We start from the raw sequence: 16841 nt of genomic DNA, 5'->3' as shown, positions 1-16841 counted from the left end.
CATTTTCAGGACTTTTCCCGGCGCTGAATTACTAAATCGTTTCGGCATATCTACGATCCCAGGCTATGACCGACACTCCACGGGACAACTCCGCCACCCGTGCCCGCTGGCAGACCTGTCTGGGGCTCGCCCGCGACCTCCTCCTCGTCGGACCGGACGGCAGGGACCTCAAGCTCGACTACCTGCACACCCTCATAGACACGGGCCGCCTCGGGCCCACCGCGCACCCGCGCAAGAAGATCCTCGTCATCGGCGCCGGCATCACCGGTCTCGTCGCCGCGCGGCTGCTCAAGGACGCCGGACACGACGTCACCGTCCTGGAGGCGAACGCCAGCCGGGTCGGCGGCCGTATCAAGACCTTCCGCACCACCAAGCACCACCAGCCCTTCGCCGACCCGGCCCAGTACGCCGAGGCGGGGGCCATGCGGCTGCCCGACTTCCATCCCCTGGTCCTGGCCCTGGTCGACAAACTCGGGCTCGGGCGCCGCCAGTTCTACAACGTGGACATCGACCCGCACACCGGCAGCGGCCCCGACGTGCCCGTCCCGCCGGTCACCTACACCTCCTTCACCGGCCGGACCTGGACCTACGGCGACGACAGCCCGGACTTCCACGAGCCCGACAAACGCGGCAACTCCTGGATCCGCGCCAACCGCGTCCAGGTGCGGCGCGCCGACTACGCCGCCGGTCCCGAGAGGATCAACGAGGGCTTCCACCTCACCGACGACGAAGTCCGCGCATCCGCGGCGCAGTTGGTCGACCAGGCGCTGGAGAGCGTGCGCGACTACTACTCCGATCTTGTCGACGGCGTGCGTGTCGACAAGCCGTTCGAGCAGTGGGTCGAGGGCTGGGCGCGGGTGATCCGCGACTTCGACGGCCATTCGATGGGCTCGTTCCTGCGCGATCACGCCGGTCTGAGCGACGAGGCCGTGGAGGCGGTCGGCACCCTGGAGAACATGTCCTCACGGCTCCATCTCTCCTTCTTCCACAGCTTCCTCGGCCGCAGCGACATCAATCCCGGCGTCCGCTACTGGGAGATACCGGGCGGCAACTGGCGCCTGCCGCACGCCTTGTACCAGGGCCTGCGCGACGAGGTGCAACTCGGCCGGCGTGTCATCCGCATCGAGTACCACGACCCCAGCCGCGACACCGACCCCGAGGGCACCGGTGCGGTCGGCCCCGACGGCTGGGGCGTGGCCGTACAGACCCTGGACGAGGACGATCCGAAGGAACTGCCCCGGCTGTGGACGGCGGACCTGGCCGTCGTCACCGTCCCCTTCTCGGCCCTGCGCTTCGTGGAGATCGTCCCCTCCATGTCGTACAAGAAGCGCCGTGCCGTCATCGAGACCCACTACGACCAGGCCACCAAGGTGCTGCTCGAATTCAGCCACCGCTGGTGGGAGTTCACCGAGGCGGAATGGCGGGACGCGCTGGAGGACATCGCCCCGGGCCTGTACGCGTACTACCGCGGCGGGGGCCGGAGCGGTCACGGGCCCGGTGCCGCAGCGGCCGCACCGCTGCCCACGCTGCCCGAACCGGAGGCCGGGCTGCTCGGTGCCGCGGTCAAGGACAACCTCGTCACCGAGGAGATGCGGCAGGTCGACGGCACCCTGCCGCTGCGCGGCCCGGCCGTGCGCCCCGCCACGCACTGCTTCGGCGGCGGCTCGACGACCGACAACCCCAACCGGTTCATGTACTACCCCTCGCACCCGGCCGAGGGCGGTACCGGCGGCGGCGTCGTCCTCGCCTCGTACTCCTGGTCCGACGACGCCGCGCGCTGGGACTCCATGCCGAAGACGGAGCGCTACCTCTACGCCCTGCGCAACCTCCAGGCCCTGCACGGCCGGCGCATCGAGGTGTTCTTCACCGGCCGGGGCGCCACCCAGAGCTGGGCCCGCGACCCCTACGCCTTCGGCGAGGCCGCCCTCTACACCGCGCACCAGATGACCAGCTTCCACCTGGACGCCTCCCGGCCCGAGGGCCCGGTGCACTTCGCCGGTGAACACACCTCCCTCAAACACGCCTGGATCGAGGGCGCCCTGGAGAGCGCCGTGCGCGCCGCGCTCGCCGTCCACCGGGCCCCGCCGGTCACCGACAGGCCGGAGCACGAGCAGGCCCACGGACAGCACGGACAGCATCTGGGGCAGGACCAGAGCACCACCCACACGCGGCAGCCGGGGGAGTCCTCATGAGCGGGACCCCGCCCTCCTGCACGGTCGCCCGCTATCTCGCCCTGCGGCTGGCCGAGCTGGGCATCACCCATCTGTTCGGCGTGCCCGGCAACCACCTCGGACCGTTCCTCACCACCCTGCGCTCCGAGGGCGACATCGAGTGGGTCGGCACACCCACCGAGGGCGGCGCGGGCCAGGCCGCCGACGCCTACGCCCGTGTCCACGGTGTGGGCGCGGCGGCGGTCACCTACAGCGTCGGCGCCTTCAACCTGCTCAACTCCTGCGGCGGCGCGTATGTCGAGCAGGTCCCGCTCATCGCCGTCAACGCGTGCCCGCCCTACGAGCAGTGGCAGAACTTCCGCGCCGTCGGTCTGCTCACCTCGCACATGAGTCCGCGCGCGGAGAGCAACCTGGACGTCTACCGCCAGGTCACCGTGGACGCGCAGGCCGTCTCCCACCCGGGCCTGGCGCCGACCCAGATCGACGCCGCGCTCACCGCGTGCCTCTCCGAGCGCAGACCCGTCTACCTGGAGGTCATGGAAGACCTGTGGGACGCGCCCTGCCCGGCCCCCGCGGCGCCGCTCGTCCGCCGTGAACGGCCGCTCGGCGAGCGCGGCCGGGTGCTGCTGGAGGACGCCGTGCACGCGATCCTCACCCTGATCGAGCAGCACCCCGGCCCGGACGGCAGGCCCCGGCCGATCGTGTGGGCCGGGGAGGAGACCGACCGGTTCCGGCTCGGCGGGGAACTCGTCGACCTGGTGGAGGCCACCGGTGTGCCGTTCTGCACCACCGTGGGCGCCAAGGGCGTCGTGGACGGGCAACTGCCGCAGTTCCACGGCGTCTACAACGGCAGGGCCAGCCACCCGGACGTCCACGCGGTCTTCAAGGACTGGGCCACCTGCCGGATCGGGCTCGGGGCCTGGTCCACGTCGAAGAACCTCGACGGCGAGCAGAGCGTCGGCACCGACTGGGTGATGGCGGCGCACGGCGGTGTCAGCGTCGGCACCTCCTACTTCCCCGACGTCCAGCTCGCCCATCTGCTGCCCGCCCTCCAGGACGCCCTGGTGAAGGCGTACGGCACCGGGGGCCTGTACGCCGACTACTACGCCGAGTCCTACAGCTACGGCGGAGCGCCCGCGGACCGCCCCGCAGGGCTCGCGCAGCACCGGGCCTCGCTGAACGCCGGCGGTCCGCGCTTCCGCCAGGCCGAACGGCTCACGTACGACGGCGTGTTCGACCGGATCAACCAGTTCCTGGGCCAGGAGACGCCGGAGCGCTGGACGGTCGTCTCCGACGCCGCGTTCTCCCTGATCGGCTCGATGAACCTGTCCGTGCCCGCGGGCGGCTTCCTGTCGCAGATCAGCTGGCTGTCCATCGGCTGGTCGCTCGGCGCGGCCACCGGTGCGGCGCTCGCCCCCGGGCGCGCGGGCGCCCGTCCGATGGTGTTCGTCGGTGACGGCGCCTTCCAGGAGACCTGCCAGGAGATCTCCACGCACACCCGGCTCGGGCTGCGCTCGGTGGTGTTCGTCCTGGACAACGGGCACTTCTACGGGATCGAGCAGATGCTGGTGAACCCGGCCCACTACGCCGAACGGGACCCGGCCGACGCGGACTTCTACAACATCCTGCACCCCTGGCACTACGACCGCCTCGCGGCCGTCTTCGCTGGTGAGGACACCCCGGCGAACGGGATCACCGTGGCCCGGCCCGCGGAACTGGACGACCTGCTGGCCCGGCTCGCCGACCCGCACGACCCGGTGAACGCCGGACCGCTCCTGGTCCGCGTCCGCCTGCACCGGCACGACTACCCGCGGGCCATGGCCTACAAGGTGCCGAGATCCTCGTAGGCGAAACCTCTCATTCCCTGGAGAAGCGAAATGGCTGACCTGAACGTACTGATCGCGTTCGACGCCGCCACGATAGTGGAGCAGTACCCGAACGCCTCACGCAATCCGGACGCACCGACCTACGTCGACCAGAGCCTCATCTACATGACGACGCGCCACGACCACATCGTCGGCACGTCGGGCGCCGAACTGAACCTCCGGGCGGAGCCCGGGGACACCGTCCGGTGGCGGGAGACGACGCTGTCGCTCGGCAGCGACCACAAGGCCCTGCTCTACCGGTACGTGAGCAGCGACCCCGGCCACACCCTCATCAGGACGCCCGAGATCGAGGTGGTCGACGGTGTCTACCCGCTGCCGAAGGAGGGCAGCGAGGGCAGCCCGGACTTCCTGACGCAGAAGTACCAGGACCACTACTGGCGCACCACGGTGAAGAGCGTCGGCAAGGTCGTGTACCACTTCTCCTTCCAGATCCTCGACCGGCACCGGCAGTTGAAGGGGTACTTCCAGTGGGACCCCTTCATCACCATCGAGGACTCCTGACCTTCCGGCCGTGACGGGCGGGGGCGGCCGCCGTGGTCGCCGCCCCGGTCCGGACGGCCGCCTCAGTCCTTCAGCAGGGCGGCGACCAGACGCGCCATGGCGGGCCGCGGGTCGGGCGTGCCGGGCCAACTCGTCAGCAGCAGATGGTGGGCGGTACCGACGACGGCCAGGGCCACCATGGCGGGGTCGACGGTCCGCCCCACCCTGCCGAGCGCCTGTTCGGCCTCGACGTACTCGGTCACGGCCTCCTGGATCGTGCTGAAGCCCGGCGCCCCGCCCTCCAGGGCCGCGCGGACACGGGACGCGGCGACGGGCCGTGTCATGGCCAGCCCCGACAGGGCGGGACCGCCGGATGCGAACAGCGCGAGCACGACGGCCTCCAGGTTCCCCGCCACCGTGCCCCGCCCGGCGGCCTCCGACAGTGCGCGCGCCTTCTTGGCCGTCCGCGCGAACCGGTCCAGGCACAGCTCGGCCACGAACTCGTCGAGTCCCGCGAAGTGCGCGTGCAGCAGCCCCTTGGCGCAGCCCGCCTCGGTGGTCACGGCCCGGCTGGTGAGCGCGCCGGGACCGTCCCTCTCCACGACCCGCTCGGCGGCCCCGAACAGCCGCTCGCGTACGTCCGGGGTCGCGACTCCGCGCGGTGACATGTGGCTCGCTCCCGTCCCGCGGCCCCGACCGGGCAGGGGCCGACGTCCGGGATCCTAGTCGGCATTGCCGGTACGGGCGTATGCCCATACTGTTTGGGCGTACGCCCATACTGGCCGTCGACAGCGGGAGGCCCTGTGCCGGACATCGTCAACAGCGAGCAGGAGAAGGCGTGGAACGGTCCCGAAGGCGCCCACTGGGCCCGCCACCAGGACCGCTGGAACGCCGTGAACGGGGGCTTCGACGAGCCGCTCCTCGACGCCGCCGCGATCACCGGAGCGCACCGGATCCTCGACCTGGGCTGCGGCTCCGGACAGACCACACTCCTCGCCGCGCTGCGCGCACCCCGGGGGAGCGCCCTGGGCCTCGACCTGTCCGGCCCGATGCTCGCGACGGCACGGGCGCGCGCGGAGCAGGAGGGCGTCGCGAACGCCTCCTTCACCCGGGGCGACGCACAGGTGCACCCCTTCGAGGCGGGGGCGTTCGACGCGGCGATCAGCCGCTACGGCGTGATGTTCTACACCGATCCCGTCGCGGCCTTCGCCCATGTCCGCCGGGCGCTGCGGCCCGGCGGACGCCTGGCGTTCGTGTGCCCGGCCGACGCCGCGCTCAACGACTGGACGGCGTCGATGGCGTCCCTGCGCGGCCTCCTGCCGGTCGGTGACTTCGGCACACCCGGGCTGCCCGGCATGTTCTCGCTGGCCGACCGCGGACGCGTCCACGCCGTCCTCACCGCCGCCGGATACACCGGCATCAGCACCGAACCCGTGCGGGCGTACGGCACTTGGGGGCACGGAGCCGAGGACGCGGCGGACTTCCTGCTCGGCACGGGCCCCGGCCGCCACCTGATGGAGCGGGCGGACCAGGACACCCGGGACCGCGCCCGGCACATCCTCACCGCCCGTCTGCGCGGCCATGAGTCGGACGACGGCACGGTCCGGCTGCTCAGCACGTCCTGGCTGGTCACCGCGGACCGGCCGACAGCGCGCTCGGAGTCGTGACAGCAGGCGTGTTCCGTGGGCGTACCGCCGCGCACATCAGGGCAGGGCGAGCACGTCCTCGATCGCCGAGCGGATCTCCTCGTCGCGCAGGAAGGCCCGGTAGTCGCGGTACGAGGAGAGGCGCCGGTCGGACTCCCGTGCCGCACGCAGCAGGTCGCGCGTCCCCGGCGACACCGTGCCGATGCCGGTGAGGGCCCGCAGCGCGTCGAGGAAGCAGCCGTAGGAGTCGTCGCCGTCCGCGGGCGGGACGACGTACTCCTCCAGGACGGAGACGCTCGGCTCGCGCTCACCGGTGATCGACCACAGAGCCGGCGCCGCCCGCAACCGCAGCCAGCCGGGGCCGTGTTCCACGGCGTGACGCACTGGAGCGGCGTACGGCGCGGCCGCCGGTCCGAAGTCACCGAGGAGGCCGACGGGCGCGTACACGGAGCCCTCCTCGGCCAGTACCGCCTCCCCGATCAGGCGCAGCGCCGTGTCCCGGTCGCCGCCCAGACGCCAGACGGCCCACGCCACCTTGAGCCGGTTGCCCGGGTGATCGAGGACCGCGCACCCGCGCACGGCGTCCGCGGCCGACGACGCGGCCGGTCCCATCGCGACCAGCACGTCGACCGCGGTCAGCGACCACCGGGTGTCGCCCAGCAGGGCCACCACCTCGGGGAGCGCGGGTGCCGCGGCGGGGCCCCACGCCGTGAGCACCTCCAGGAGGCGGCCGACCGGCGCCCCGTCGGCTCCGCCCCCGCGAAGCCGCGCGCGCACCGCGGGCAGCAGGGCGTCCGCGTGCGCCCCCAGGGGGGTCAGCACGTCCTCGATCTCCGGCAGCCGGGGGTCACCCATGACGTACGAGCGGGAGTAGTGACCCTCGTACGGCGCGCACAGCCGCTCGACCAGACCCGGCAGCCCGCGCGGATCACCGATGCGTGTCAGGGCCCAGCGGGCATGGTCGCCCACGGTGCCCTCCAGGAACTCGGCCCCGCCCGGATCGTCCAGCAGGGCGGCCAACTCGTCGGCGTACTCGGCCGACCGGGGCCCCAGCACCGCGAGCAGATGGGCCGCCCGGAACCGCACACCCTCGTCGGGGTCGCGGAGCAGGGCGCCCGCGAGCGGCAGCAGCGCCGGTGCCGCGGACGGCCTGACCACCAGCACGCGCCACGCCTCGTCCAGCGCGGCGCGGCACAGCGGCGCGTCCCCGGTCCGGCGTGCCGTCTCGATGAGCCGTACGGCGAAGGAGAGCGCCGTACCGTGCTCGTCCTCGAACAGCAGGGCCGTCCAGGAGACCACGTCCTCGCGGGTGAAGGCCCCGTCGATGTCCGGTGCGTACCACACCGCCTCGAACAGCGGACGCGTGGAGGCGTCCGACAGAACCTCCACCAGCAGGTCCAGCTCACGGACCGGGACCCGGGGGTCGAAGGAGGCCCAGGCGTGCACGGCCGCGACCCGCAGGACGGGATCGCCGGTCCGCAGCACCTCCCGCACCACCGCTCGCACCCGGTCCACCGCCCCGGCACCGGCGGGCCCGCTCCCGGCGGCCGTCCCCAGCGCGAGCAGCAGCGGCAGCCGCACGGCGGGGTCCGTCTCCGTGTGCCACCGCTCCAGCAGCGCACCGGCGCCCACCGGGAGGGACAGCGCCTCCCTGCGCACCTCGGGCCGGGGATCCGCGAGCAGCGCCCTCAGCCGGGGCCGCTGGGACCGCCACGCCTCGTGCCAGCCCGCGTCCACCGGTCCGGGCCCGGCCGCCGCCTTCGCCAGACAGGCCACCAGTTCGACCAGGGTGACCCGGGCACCCATGCCCGGGTCGCAGGCGAGGGCGAGGACGACCGGCAGCGCGACGGTCGCGTCGGACGCCAGGCCCCCGGTGCCCCGCACCAGGGAGCCGAACAGGGGATGGCAGTCCTCCTCGGCCGCCTCGCCGCCTTTGCGCAGCACGCGCTTCAGGGCGCGCCGCGCCTCCTTGTCCTGGACCTCTCCGAGCATCGCCCCGAGCCGGTCCGCCGTCATGCCGCCCGGACCGCCGGGCCCCGCGCCTGCCACTTGTGCCCCCGTGCCCGCTCGGTCGGTCTCCGGCGCACATCATGACATCGCAGGCGGCCCGCCGGATCCCGCGCGACCGCGACGGACGGCGGACCGCCGCCGGGGAAAGGGCCGTTCAGGCCAGGCCGGGACTCTCGGCGGTCGCCTCCGCCAGCGACTTGCGCGCCAGGTCCGGGACCTCGCAGTCGGGTGCGGCACGGCCGATCGGGAAGAGGATGTAGGGCCGTTCGTTGCCGGGCCGCTCGCAGATCTCGGTGAGGAAGCCCATCGGATTGGGTGTGTGCGTCAGCGTGCTCAGACCCATGGCGTGCAGGGCGGCGATGAAGAAGCCGCACGCGATGCCCACACTCTCGTTGACGTAGTAGTTCTTGCGCAGCGAACCGTCCGGCATCGCCGTGCTCTTCTCGGCGAAGCAGACGACGATCCACGGCACGACGTCGAGATAGCTCTTGTCCGCGTCCGTCTCCAGGCGCGCCAGCGCCGCTCGCCACTCGGGCGGGATCCGCCCGCCCTCGTAGTTGACCCGCTCCTCCTCCTCGGCGGCGACCCGGATGCGGTGCCTGGTCGCCGCGTCGCCGATCACGGCGAACTTCCACGGCTGGAGGTGGGCGCCGGACGGGGCGGTGTTCGCCGCGGCGATGGCGAGGTCGACACACGCGCGCGGGACCGGCTCGTCGCTGAAGAACCGCACACTGCGGCGGCGGTCGAGGAACGACACGAAGTCCTCGCCCCGCCGGACCATCTCGGCCTCCCCGTACCGCTCGGGCCGGTACGGGACGAACGGGTGGGTGTGCTGCCTCACTGCTGCTCCTCCTCGGCCGGGGGACCACAGCGTGAGCCATGGACAGCCGAATAGGCAACGCAGCTTCTTGTCCTTTGCTAATCTGACAAAGAACGGGGCCGGGCGATGCCTCGCAGAGCGCAGATCGGCAGACACAGCACCATGGCACGCCAGGGACTCGACCCGCTCGACGGCCGGATGCTGCGCCTGCTGCGGGAGCGTCCGCGCGAGGGCCTGCTGGAGGTCGCCCGCCGGCTCGGCGTCGCACGCGGCACGTTGCAGGCCCGGCTCGACCGGCTGACCGCCTCCGGCGTGGTCACCGGCTACGGCCCGGACGTGGACGTCGCCGCCCTCGGCCACGTGGTCCAGGCGTTCACCACCTTCGAGGTGGACCAGCCGGCCCGCGAGGCCATCGCCGCCCGCCTGCGGGCCGTCCCGCAGATCATCGAGGCCCACATCGTGACGGGCCCCGGCGACATCTGGTGCCGCATCGCGGGCACGAGCAACCAGCACGTCCAGCAGGTGATCGACCATGTCCTCGCCGTACCGGGCGTCCGCCGCAGCACGACGGTCATCGCCCTGAGCGCCGTCGTCCCCCACCGGGTCCAGCCCCTGGTCGACGAGGTGGCCGGTCTGCCACCCGGCCCGGACGTGCGGGAGTGACCACCGACGTCCGTCCCGGCCGCCCGGTACGGAACACGAAGCGGTGTCACCTCACGTCGCCTCCACGGCACTTCACCCGGCCCGACCCGTGACCCCCCGGCCCGCCGTCGGTTGACCAGGTGGTCGGTCGGGCCGGTGGGATCGGGGCACGGGAGGAACGCGCCATGGAGCACGGCACGGATGCGGGGCACGGGTCCGTCACCAGGCGGCGGTTCCTGGGGGCGTCGGCCGCCTCGGTCGCGCCGGTCGGGGCGCCCGCCGTCCGGGCGTTCGCCGCGGACGGGGCGGGGCGGGTCCTGACGTACCGCGAGACGACCGGAGGGTCCGTCACCGCGCACCCGGACGGACACGCGCTGATCGCCGAGGTGCAGGGTGTGCTGTGGCGCGTGCCGCGTGCGGGCGGCGCGGCCGAGCGGCTGACCCGCTGGGAAGTGGAGGCGACCCGGCCCGCGTTCGCGCCGGACGGCCGGACGGTCGCCCTGTGCGGCTACGCGGGCGGCGCCTTCCACCTGTGGACGATGCGGCCCGACGGCGGCGGACTGCGCCGGGTCACCGACGGCCCGTGGGACGACCGCGGGGCGGCGTGGTCGCCGGACGGCACCCGGCTGGCGTTCTCCTCCGAGCGCGGCGGCGACCCGGTGACCGGCGGCTCCTACGGCCTGTGGACCCTCGACGTCGGCAGCACCCGGCTCACCCGGGTGACGGCAGGCCCCTTCGAGGACTACGACCCGGTCTGGTCCGCGGACGGACGCACCCTGGTGTGCGTGCGCGCCGCCCACACACCGGACGGCGGGAACGACGGCGGTCTCTCACTGGTCCGGGTCTCCCTGGCGGACGGCACCGCGCAGCCGGTGCACACCGCGGCCGCGGGCCGTCTGCTGTGCCCGGCCGTGTCCCCGCGCGGCCGGATCGCCTGGCTGCGGCTGTCCGGCGCGGACGGCCCGCCCACCCTCCCGCCGTCCCGGGCCGAACTGCTGGTCGACGGAAGGGTGGTCGCGGCGGGCGAGGACCTGGCCGCCGCCCCGCCGTGCTGGCTCGGCGAGGACCGCCTCCTGTACGTCGCGGACGGCCGGATCCGGATCCGCTCCCTGACCGCCCCGGCCGTCACCGACATCCCGTTCACCGCCCGGATGCCGGTCCCCGGCCCGCTCCGCCGCGGCGTACGGCGCGACACCTCACGGACCGGCACCGCCCCCGTGCCCGTGCGCGGTCTGCACCGCCCGGTGCTGTCCCCGGACGGGCGCCGGGTGGCGTGCGCGGCCCTCAACTCCCTGTGGCTGCTGCCGTCCGGGGCCCCGGACGACGGCGCCGAACCGCCGCGCGAGCTGCTGCGGGCCGCCGGTACGGAGTACGTGCAGATGCCGGCCTGGGCCCCCGACGGGCGCAGCCTGCTGTACTGCACCGACCGCGACGGACTGACGGCCGTACGCAGGATCCGCCTGGACGGCTCGACGGACGAGGCCGTGACCGGCGGCGGACGCCTGTCCCCGGCTCTGTCGCCGGACGGCACACACCTGGCCTGCCTCGACGTCCGCGGCAACCTGCTGGTCCGCGACCTGGCCACGGGCGAGGAACGGACCGTCGCCCGCCCCCTCGCCACCGACGGCCCGCCCGGCACCCCCACCTGGTCGCCGGACGGCCGCCGGGTGGCCTTCTGCGACCGCAACCGGCTCAACCGCCGCTTCCGCGAGGGCTACAACGTCATCCGCGTCGTCGACGTCCGCACGGGCACCGAGCGGCGCCACCTGCCCGCCGCGCACCAGTCGCTGTCCGACCGGGTCGCGGCCGGACCCGTGTGGTCCCCGGACGGCCGCTGGATGGCGCTCGTCGCCGAATCCGCGCTGTGGCTGCTGCCGGTCACCCCCGACGGCACTCCGGCGGGACCCGCCCGCAGGCTCACCGACGAGCCGGCCGACCACCCGAGCTGGGCGGCGGACTCCCGCACCCTCCTGTACCTGTCCTGCGGGGACCTGCGTCTGCTGTCCCTCGACGACACCCGCATGCCGGGCCTGACCCGCACCCTGAGCGGCGTCCCCACCGTGCCCGCCGCCCGCCGCCACGGTCCCGGCGGCCGGGAACCACTGCGCGTCCACGCCGGGCAGCTGTGGGACGGCACCGGGCGGGCGCCGCGCCACGACGTGGACATCCTCGTGCGCGGCGACCGGATCACCGCCGTCGCACCGCACCGTGCGCGCCGACCGGGATACCGCACGTTCGACGCCTCCTCGTGGACGGTCCTGCCGGGCCTGTTCGACAGCCACACCCACCCCTACCAGGCCACCTACGGCGCCCGGCAGAACCTGACGGCCCTCGCCTACGGCATCACGACCACCGCCTGCATGGGCGGCCCGCTGTACGAGGCGGCCCGGCTGCGCGAGGCCACCGCGTCGGGCGCCTGCCTGGGGCCGCGCGCACTGGCCTGCGCCGAACTGATCGACGGCTCGCGCACCGCCTACAGCATGGGCCGCGCCCACCGCACCGAGAGCGGGGTACGGCGCACCCTGGCGCGGGCCGCCGCCCTGGACGTCGATTTCGTCAAGACCTATGTGCGCGCCCCGGGGACGTACATGGCACAGGCCGCCGAGGCGGCGCACCGGCTGGGGGTGCCGTGCGGCAGTCATCTGTGCGCGCCGGGCCGGGCCGCCGGCCAGGACCTGACCACCCATCTCCAGGCCACCCAGCGACTGCCCTACGGCCATGCCACCACCCCGCTCGGGCACATCCACCAGGACCTGGTCGAGCAGTACACCGACGGCGCCTTCGCCCTGATCATGACGCCGTTCAGCGCGCAGGTCCTGCTCGGCGCCGACCCGGCGCTCGCCGACGACCCCCGGGTGGACGTCCTCATGCCGCCCTGGGACGCGGCGACCGTCCACGACCGCGCCCGCACGCGCCCCGGCGCACCCGAACTCACGGCGCTGGACGTCGAGTTCGGCGACTACCGGCGGCTGGCCGAGCGCGGGGCCCGGCTCGCCCTGGGCACCGACGCGCCGCTGGTGCCGGTCGGCCTCTCCCTCCACCTGGCGCTGCGAGGGCTGCACGCCCACGGGTTCACCGCGGCCGAGGCCCTGCACACCGCCACCACCGTCCCGGCCCGCCTCTTCGGTCTGGCCCCGGACCTCGGCACGGTCGAGGCGGGCAGGCTGGCCGAGCTGACGGTGGTCGGCGGGGACCCCTTCACCGACTTCGCCGCGCTCGTCGACACCGTCGCGGTGGTACGTGCCGGTGTTCCCCACCGCCGGGACGACCTCGTCGCCCGGCGCCACAAGGTGTCTCGGTACCGGACACCCGTGTGATCGGCCGCGTCGGGGTGTGCACACACACCTGTACATTTCTGACGATGTGTCGGACGGAGGGTGCCTCACCGTGGGCGGCCGCCGCGATGACGCCGGACACCGCCGCGGCGGGCGGGCGGCGGGTGCCGGGCCGGGCGGGGGAGCGGGGCACGGCGCGCGGCCGTCCACGGCCCGCTCGGCCGAGCGCCCGCGGACGGCGGGACCGGCGCCGGAGGGGGGAGCCCGCCGGGCCGTGGCCCGGTGCGAGCGAAGCGGACGGCCGGAGTTCTCCCTCCGTCGCACAGAGATCCGGCCGCATCAGCGAAGACTCGACGGAGGCGTTCCGGAAGCGGAAGCGGTACCGGGTGCAGGCGGATCTTGAAATCCGTCGCGCACCGCTCCGCGCCGCCGGGCCGTTCGATACCCAATCACCCGGGTAAACCATGGAACTTTTACAAGTCCGATCGCAGGATCTTACATTCCTGGCTGCCTTGACCGCCTGGTGTCCGTGGGGCAGGGTATGCGCCGGGGTCGGACGTGCCTCGTGTTGCACGATCACGTGCCTGCACTGCTGAAATACCGCAGAACTGCTGCTTTGTATCGCCAATTGACGTCAAGGGAGCTTTGTGTGAGTTCAGTGCATGACGGTACCGCGACGGAAAAGAAGCAGTCACTCGCAAGCATGTTGGCACGTGCACGCGCCCGGGTCACCGACGGACCGCGTCCCCGTCAGGACCGGAACAACGTCCCCCTCTCGTACTCGCAGAACACCTTGTGGTTCGTCGACCGGTTACGGACCGGAATGTCGACCTACAACGTCGGATTCCTGTTCCGTCTCGAAGGCGATCTCGACGTCGACGCTCTCACCGGTTCCGTCGCGAGCATCATCATGCGGCACGAGGCGCTGCGTACCTATGTCCTCGTGGAGAACGACGAGTATTTCCAGGGCATCGTGGAGAGCCCGGAGATCGTCGTCGAGCGGAAGTCCGCGCAGTCCGAGGAAGAGGCCGAGCGGCTCATGGCCGAACTCGGCGACACGGTGCTCGACCTGACGCGGTTCCCGCTGTGGCGGGCCGCTCTGGTCACCGTCGGCGACGACCTGCACTACTTCGGCTTCGTCGTCCACCACATCATCTTCGACGGGGTGTCGACCTCGATCTTCTTCGAGGAGTTAGAGCAGGAGTACAACGCCCGAAGAACCGGCACCACCCCCAAGATCGAGCCCCCCACCGTGCAGTTCGCCGACTTCAGCGAGTGGCAGCGCAAGCGCATGAGCGCGGGGGCCTGGCAGGAGAGCGCGGACTACTGGGCGGACACACTCAGCCATGTTGATGTCATGGACATTGCAGGTGACCGCCCGCTGCCGCCCGAGGCGACCTACGAGGGCTCCGCGCAGGAGAGCATCTGGCCGGGGCTCGCGGCACAGGTGAACGATCTCGCCTCGTCGCTGTCCACCACCCCGATCACCGTCTACGCCACGGCGATGGCCTGCCTCTTCCACCGGTACTCGGGTTCCGAGGACGTCATCTTCGGAATGCCCACCGCGAACCGCTCCGAAGTCGAGTGCGAAAGAACCGTCGGCTTCTTCATCAACATGCTTCCGCTGCGCTGCCGTATCGATCCCGACGAGACCTTCAAGGAATGTCTCGCGGGAATTCAGCGGCGATTCCGCGACGGCCAGGCGCACGGACAGCTCCCGCTGGAGGAGATCATCGCGGGCGCCGGCGTCACACGCGACCCCTCGCGCTCCACCCTGTTCCAGTACACGCTGACGATGAACGAGTGGGCGGAGCCGCTCCGGCTCGATGGCATCAAAGCCGACGAGAAAATACCGGAGACCTCGCGCGCCAAGTTCTTCCAGTCCTGGACCGTCACGCAGAACGGCCCGGATCTGGAGATCAATATCGGGTACAACACCGATATATTCGACCGGGCGACGATCGACACCATGCAGCGGGTATTCGTCGGAATTCTGCGCAGGGCGATCTCCCTTCCCGACCTCAGTCTGCGGCAGTCCTGGGCCCATGACGAGGAATCCCGCGAAATCCAACGGCGTTTCGGCAGCGGACGCACGGTCCCGACGCCCACCGGAAATGTCTTCACACATTTCTGTGAGATCGCGGACACACACGCGCAGCGCGTGGCCGTCAGCACCCCCGACGAGGAACTGACCTACGATCAGCTGCGGCGGCGCGCCGAGGCGATCCGCGCCCACCTCGCCGCGCACGGCGTCGGCGCCGGGGACCGGGTGGGCGTCGCGCTCACACCGTCACCCGACTTCCCCGCGACCGTACTGGCGCTGCTGGCACTGGGCGCCGTGTATGTGCCGGTCGACGCGATGAATCCGCCGGGTCGTATCGAGGCGATCATCGACAACGCCGAACTGCGGCTCGTCGTCTGCGACGCGACGACGGCCGGGGTCGCACCCGACCTGGAGTCACGGCTGCCGGCCGGGCTCCCGGACGCGGCGGACACCCCCGGCACGGCCCCGGGCGGGGACGCCATCGCCTACCTGATGTACACCTCGGGCAGCACGGGCACCCCGAAGGGCGTACTCGTCAGCCACGACAACATACTCGGGTTCATACGCAACGTCCGGACCCTGTTCGAACTCACACCTGAGGACCGGTTCCTCGGCTACGCGTCCTGCGGATTCGACGTCTCGGTCTTCGAGATGTTCGGCGCCCTGCTCACCGGCGCCTCGCTCCACGTCGTACCGTCCGCGATGCGCCTGGACATGTCGGGCGTCCAGCGGTTCCTGGAGGAGCACCGCGTCACGGTCACCGACCTGCCGCCGTCGGTCATGAAACTGCTCGACCCGGCCCCGCTGGACGATCTGCGCATCGTGTTCGTGGGCGGTGAGGCCTTCTCCCACGAACTCGTCCGGGCCTGGGGCAAGGGCCGACGCATCTTCAACGGCTACGGCGTCACCGAGTGCACCGTCACCAGCATCGTCGAGGAGCTGAAGGAGCCGCTGTCGGCCGCCGCCCTGCCCATCGGCGCCCCGATGGACAACCATGTCGCGTACGTGCTGGACGAGCAGAACACACCCGTGCCGCAGGGAGTCATCGGACAACTGGCCATCGGCGGCGTCGGACTGGCCGCCGGATACTGGCACCGGGACGAGGACAACCGGCGGCGGTTCATCCAGGACCCCGTCGGCGTCGACCCCGAGGCGCGCCTCTATCTGACCGGTGACCTGGTGCGGCTCAACGGCGACGGCCGCCTCGTCTACGTCGGCCGCGCCGACAAGCAGGTCAAGATCAACGGCGTGCGGATCGAGATCGGCGAGATCGAGAGCGTCATCCGCGCCTTCGACGGGATCCGCAACGTGTACGTCCAGGTCCAGCAGGTGCAGGACCACAAGCGGGTCGTCGCCTACTGCGCCACCGGCGGAGCGCGCGATGTGTCCGAGACGGCGCTGCGGGAGCACTGCCGCAGGTATCTCGTCTCCACGATGGTGCCGAGCACCTTCCTGGTGCTGGACGAACTGCCCATCAACGCCAGCGGGAAGATCGACGAGCGTGCCCTGCCCGGAGTCGACACCACCGCCGAGCCGGAGCCCGAGGAGCGGCTCAGCGACGTCGAACGGCAGATGCTGACCAAGGCGTTCGGCCCGATCCTCGGCCGCACCGACTTCGCCAAGAACGTCAGCTTCTTCGACCTGGGCGGGACCAGCTTGCAGGCCGCCCAACTGGTCTCCAAGATCAAGAAGATCTTCGCCACGGACATCTCCCTGGCCGCGTTCTTCGCGGACTCCAGCGTGCAGAGCATGGCCCTGGAGGTGGAACGGGCCCGGCTGGCCGGACTGCCCCCCGAGGAACTCGAGAAAGTCATCGAGCAGATGTCCGAAGAGGACGTTTCCCGACTCCTGGCCGAGTGAGCAGCCG

At 72.1% G+C, this 16841-nt stretch carries 10 protein-coding genes; 7 read left to right on the top strand and 3 right to left on the bottom strand.

The window, feature by feature from the left end; translation table 11 throughout:
- Positions 1–65 precede the first annotated feature (65 nt).
- Genes B086_RS0127750 through B086_RS0127740 form a run of 3 tightly spaced genes read left to right on the top strand, consistent with a single transcriptional unit; the run spans position 66 to position 4558 of the window.
- Positions 66–2192, top strand: coding sequence for a flavin monoamine oxidase family protein (locus B086_RS0127750; RefSeq protein ID WP_018569697.1), 2127 nt, complete (start codon positions 66–68; stop codon positions 2190–2192).
- Positions 2189–4018: a thiamine pyrophosphate-binding protein gene (locus B086_RS0127745; RefSeq protein WP_018569696.1), complete on the top strand. Its 1830-nt coding sequence runs from the start codon at positions 2189–2191 to the stop codon at positions 4016–4018. The genes B086_RS0127750 and B086_RS0127745 overlap by 4 nt, the downstream gene beginning before the upstream one ends.
- 30 nt (positions 4019–4048) lie before the next feature.
- Entirely contained in the window at positions 4049–4558 is a 510-nt protein-coding gene (locus B086_RS0127740; RefSeq protein WP_018569695.1) for an inclusion body family protein, read from the top strand.
- A 62-nt stretch (positions 4559–4620) separates the two neighbouring features.
- Here B086_RS0127740 and B086_RS0127735 read toward each other — a convergent pair whose 3' ends face one another.
- Positions 4621–5205 (bottom strand): TetR/AcrR family transcriptional regulator, encoded by a 585-nt coding sequence (locus B086_RS0127735; protein WP_018569694.1) that lies wholly within the window; start codon positions 5203–5205, stop codon positions 4621–4623.
- Between the two features lie 135 nt (positions 5206–5340).
- Between B086_RS0127735 and B086_RS0127730 the strand changes: the two genes are divergently transcribed.
- The gene (locus B086_RS0127730) at positions 5341–6204 is read left to right on the top strand and encodes a class I SAM-dependent methyltransferase (RefSeq protein ID WP_018569693.1); all 864 of its coding nucleotides are present in this window, start codon (positions 5341–5343) and stop codon (positions 6202–6204) included.
- Between the two features lie 36 nt (positions 6205–6240).
- Here the strand turns inward: B086_RS0127730 and B086_RS0127725 are convergent, their stop codons facing one another.
- Together B086_RS0127725 and B086_RS0127720 are read right to left on the bottom strand one after the other, a co-directional pair.
- Positions 6241–8232 (bottom strand): hypothetical protein, encoded by a 1992-nt coding sequence (locus tag B086_RS0127725; RefSeq protein WP_158690436.1) that lies wholly within the window; start codon positions 8230–8232, stop codon positions 6241–6243.
- 115 nt (positions 8233–8347) lie between these two features.
- The gene (locus B086_RS0127720; protein WP_018569691.1) at positions 8348–9034 is read right to left on the bottom strand and encodes a nitroreductase family protein; all 687 of its coding nucleotides are present in this window, start codon (positions 9032–9034) and stop codon (positions 8348–8350) included.
- A gap of 141 nt (positions 9035–9175) precedes the next feature.
- On the opposite strand from B086_RS0127720, the gene B086_RS0127715 reads away from it, so the two are divergent.
- The 3 genes from B086_RS0127715 (at position 9176) to B086_RS0127705 (ending at position 16834) form a co-directional block, all read left to right on the top strand.
- On the top strand, positions 9176–9676 hold the full coding sequence (locus B086_RS0127715; RefSeq protein ID WP_018569690.1) for an Lrp/AsnC family transcriptional regulator: 501 nt from the start codon (positions 9176–9178) through the stop codon (positions 9674–9676).
- A gap of 164 nt (positions 9677–9840) precedes the next feature.
- The gene (locus B086_RS0127710; protein WP_018569689.1) at positions 9841–12972 is read left to right on the top strand and encodes an amidohydrolase family protein; all 3132 of its coding nucleotides are present in this window, start codon (positions 9841–9843) and stop codon (positions 12970–12972) included.
- 661 nt (positions 12973–13633) lie between these two features.
- Positions 13634–16834: a non-ribosomal peptide synthetase gene (locus B086_RS0127705; protein WP_158690435.1), complete on the top strand. Its 3201-nt coding sequence runs from the start codon at positions 13634–13636 to the stop codon at positions 16832–16834.
- Positions 16835–16841: the final 7 nt, after the last annotated feature.

Origin of the sequence: Streptomyces sp. PsTaAH-124 (assembly GCF_000373685.1) — a bacterium.
Lineage (GTDB): Bacteria > Actinomycetota > Actinomycetes > Streptomycetales > Streptomycetaceae > Streptomyces > Streptomyces andamanensis.
This window is presented reverse-complemented; position numbering and strand designations above follow the sequence as displayed.

What these genes read in the sequence shown, in the direction of transcription:
- B086_RS0127710 (WP_018569689.1), top strand. Translation starts at nt 9,841, where the DNA reads ATGGAGCACGGCACGGATGCGGGGCACGGGTCCGTCACCAGGCGGCGG.
- B086_RS0127715 (WP_018569690.1), top strand. Translation starts at nt 9,176, where the DNA reads ATGGCACGCCAGGGACTCGACCCGCTCGACGGCCGGATGCTGCGCCTG.
- B086_RS0127735 (WP_018569694.1), bottom strand. Translation starts at nt 5,205, where the DNA reads ATGTCACCGCGCGGAGTCGCGACCCCGGACGTACGCGAGCGGCTGTTC.
- B086_RS0127705 (WP_158690435.1), top strand. Translation starts at nt 13,634, where the DNA reads ATGTTGGCACGTGCACGCGCCCGGGTCACCGACGGACCGCGTCCCCGT.
- B086_RS0127740 (WP_018569695.1), top strand. Translation starts at nt 4,049, where the DNA reads ATGGCTGACCTGAACGTACTGATCGCGTTCGACGCCGCCACGATAGTG.
- B086_RS0127750 (WP_018569697.1), top strand. Translation starts at nt 66, where the DNA reads ATGACCGACACTCCACGGGACAACTCCGCCACCCGTGCCCGCTGGCAG.
- B086_RS0127745 (WP_018569696.1), top strand. Translation starts at nt 2,189, where the DNA reads ATGAGCGGGACCCCGCCCTCCTGCACGGTCGCCCGCTATCTCGCCCTG.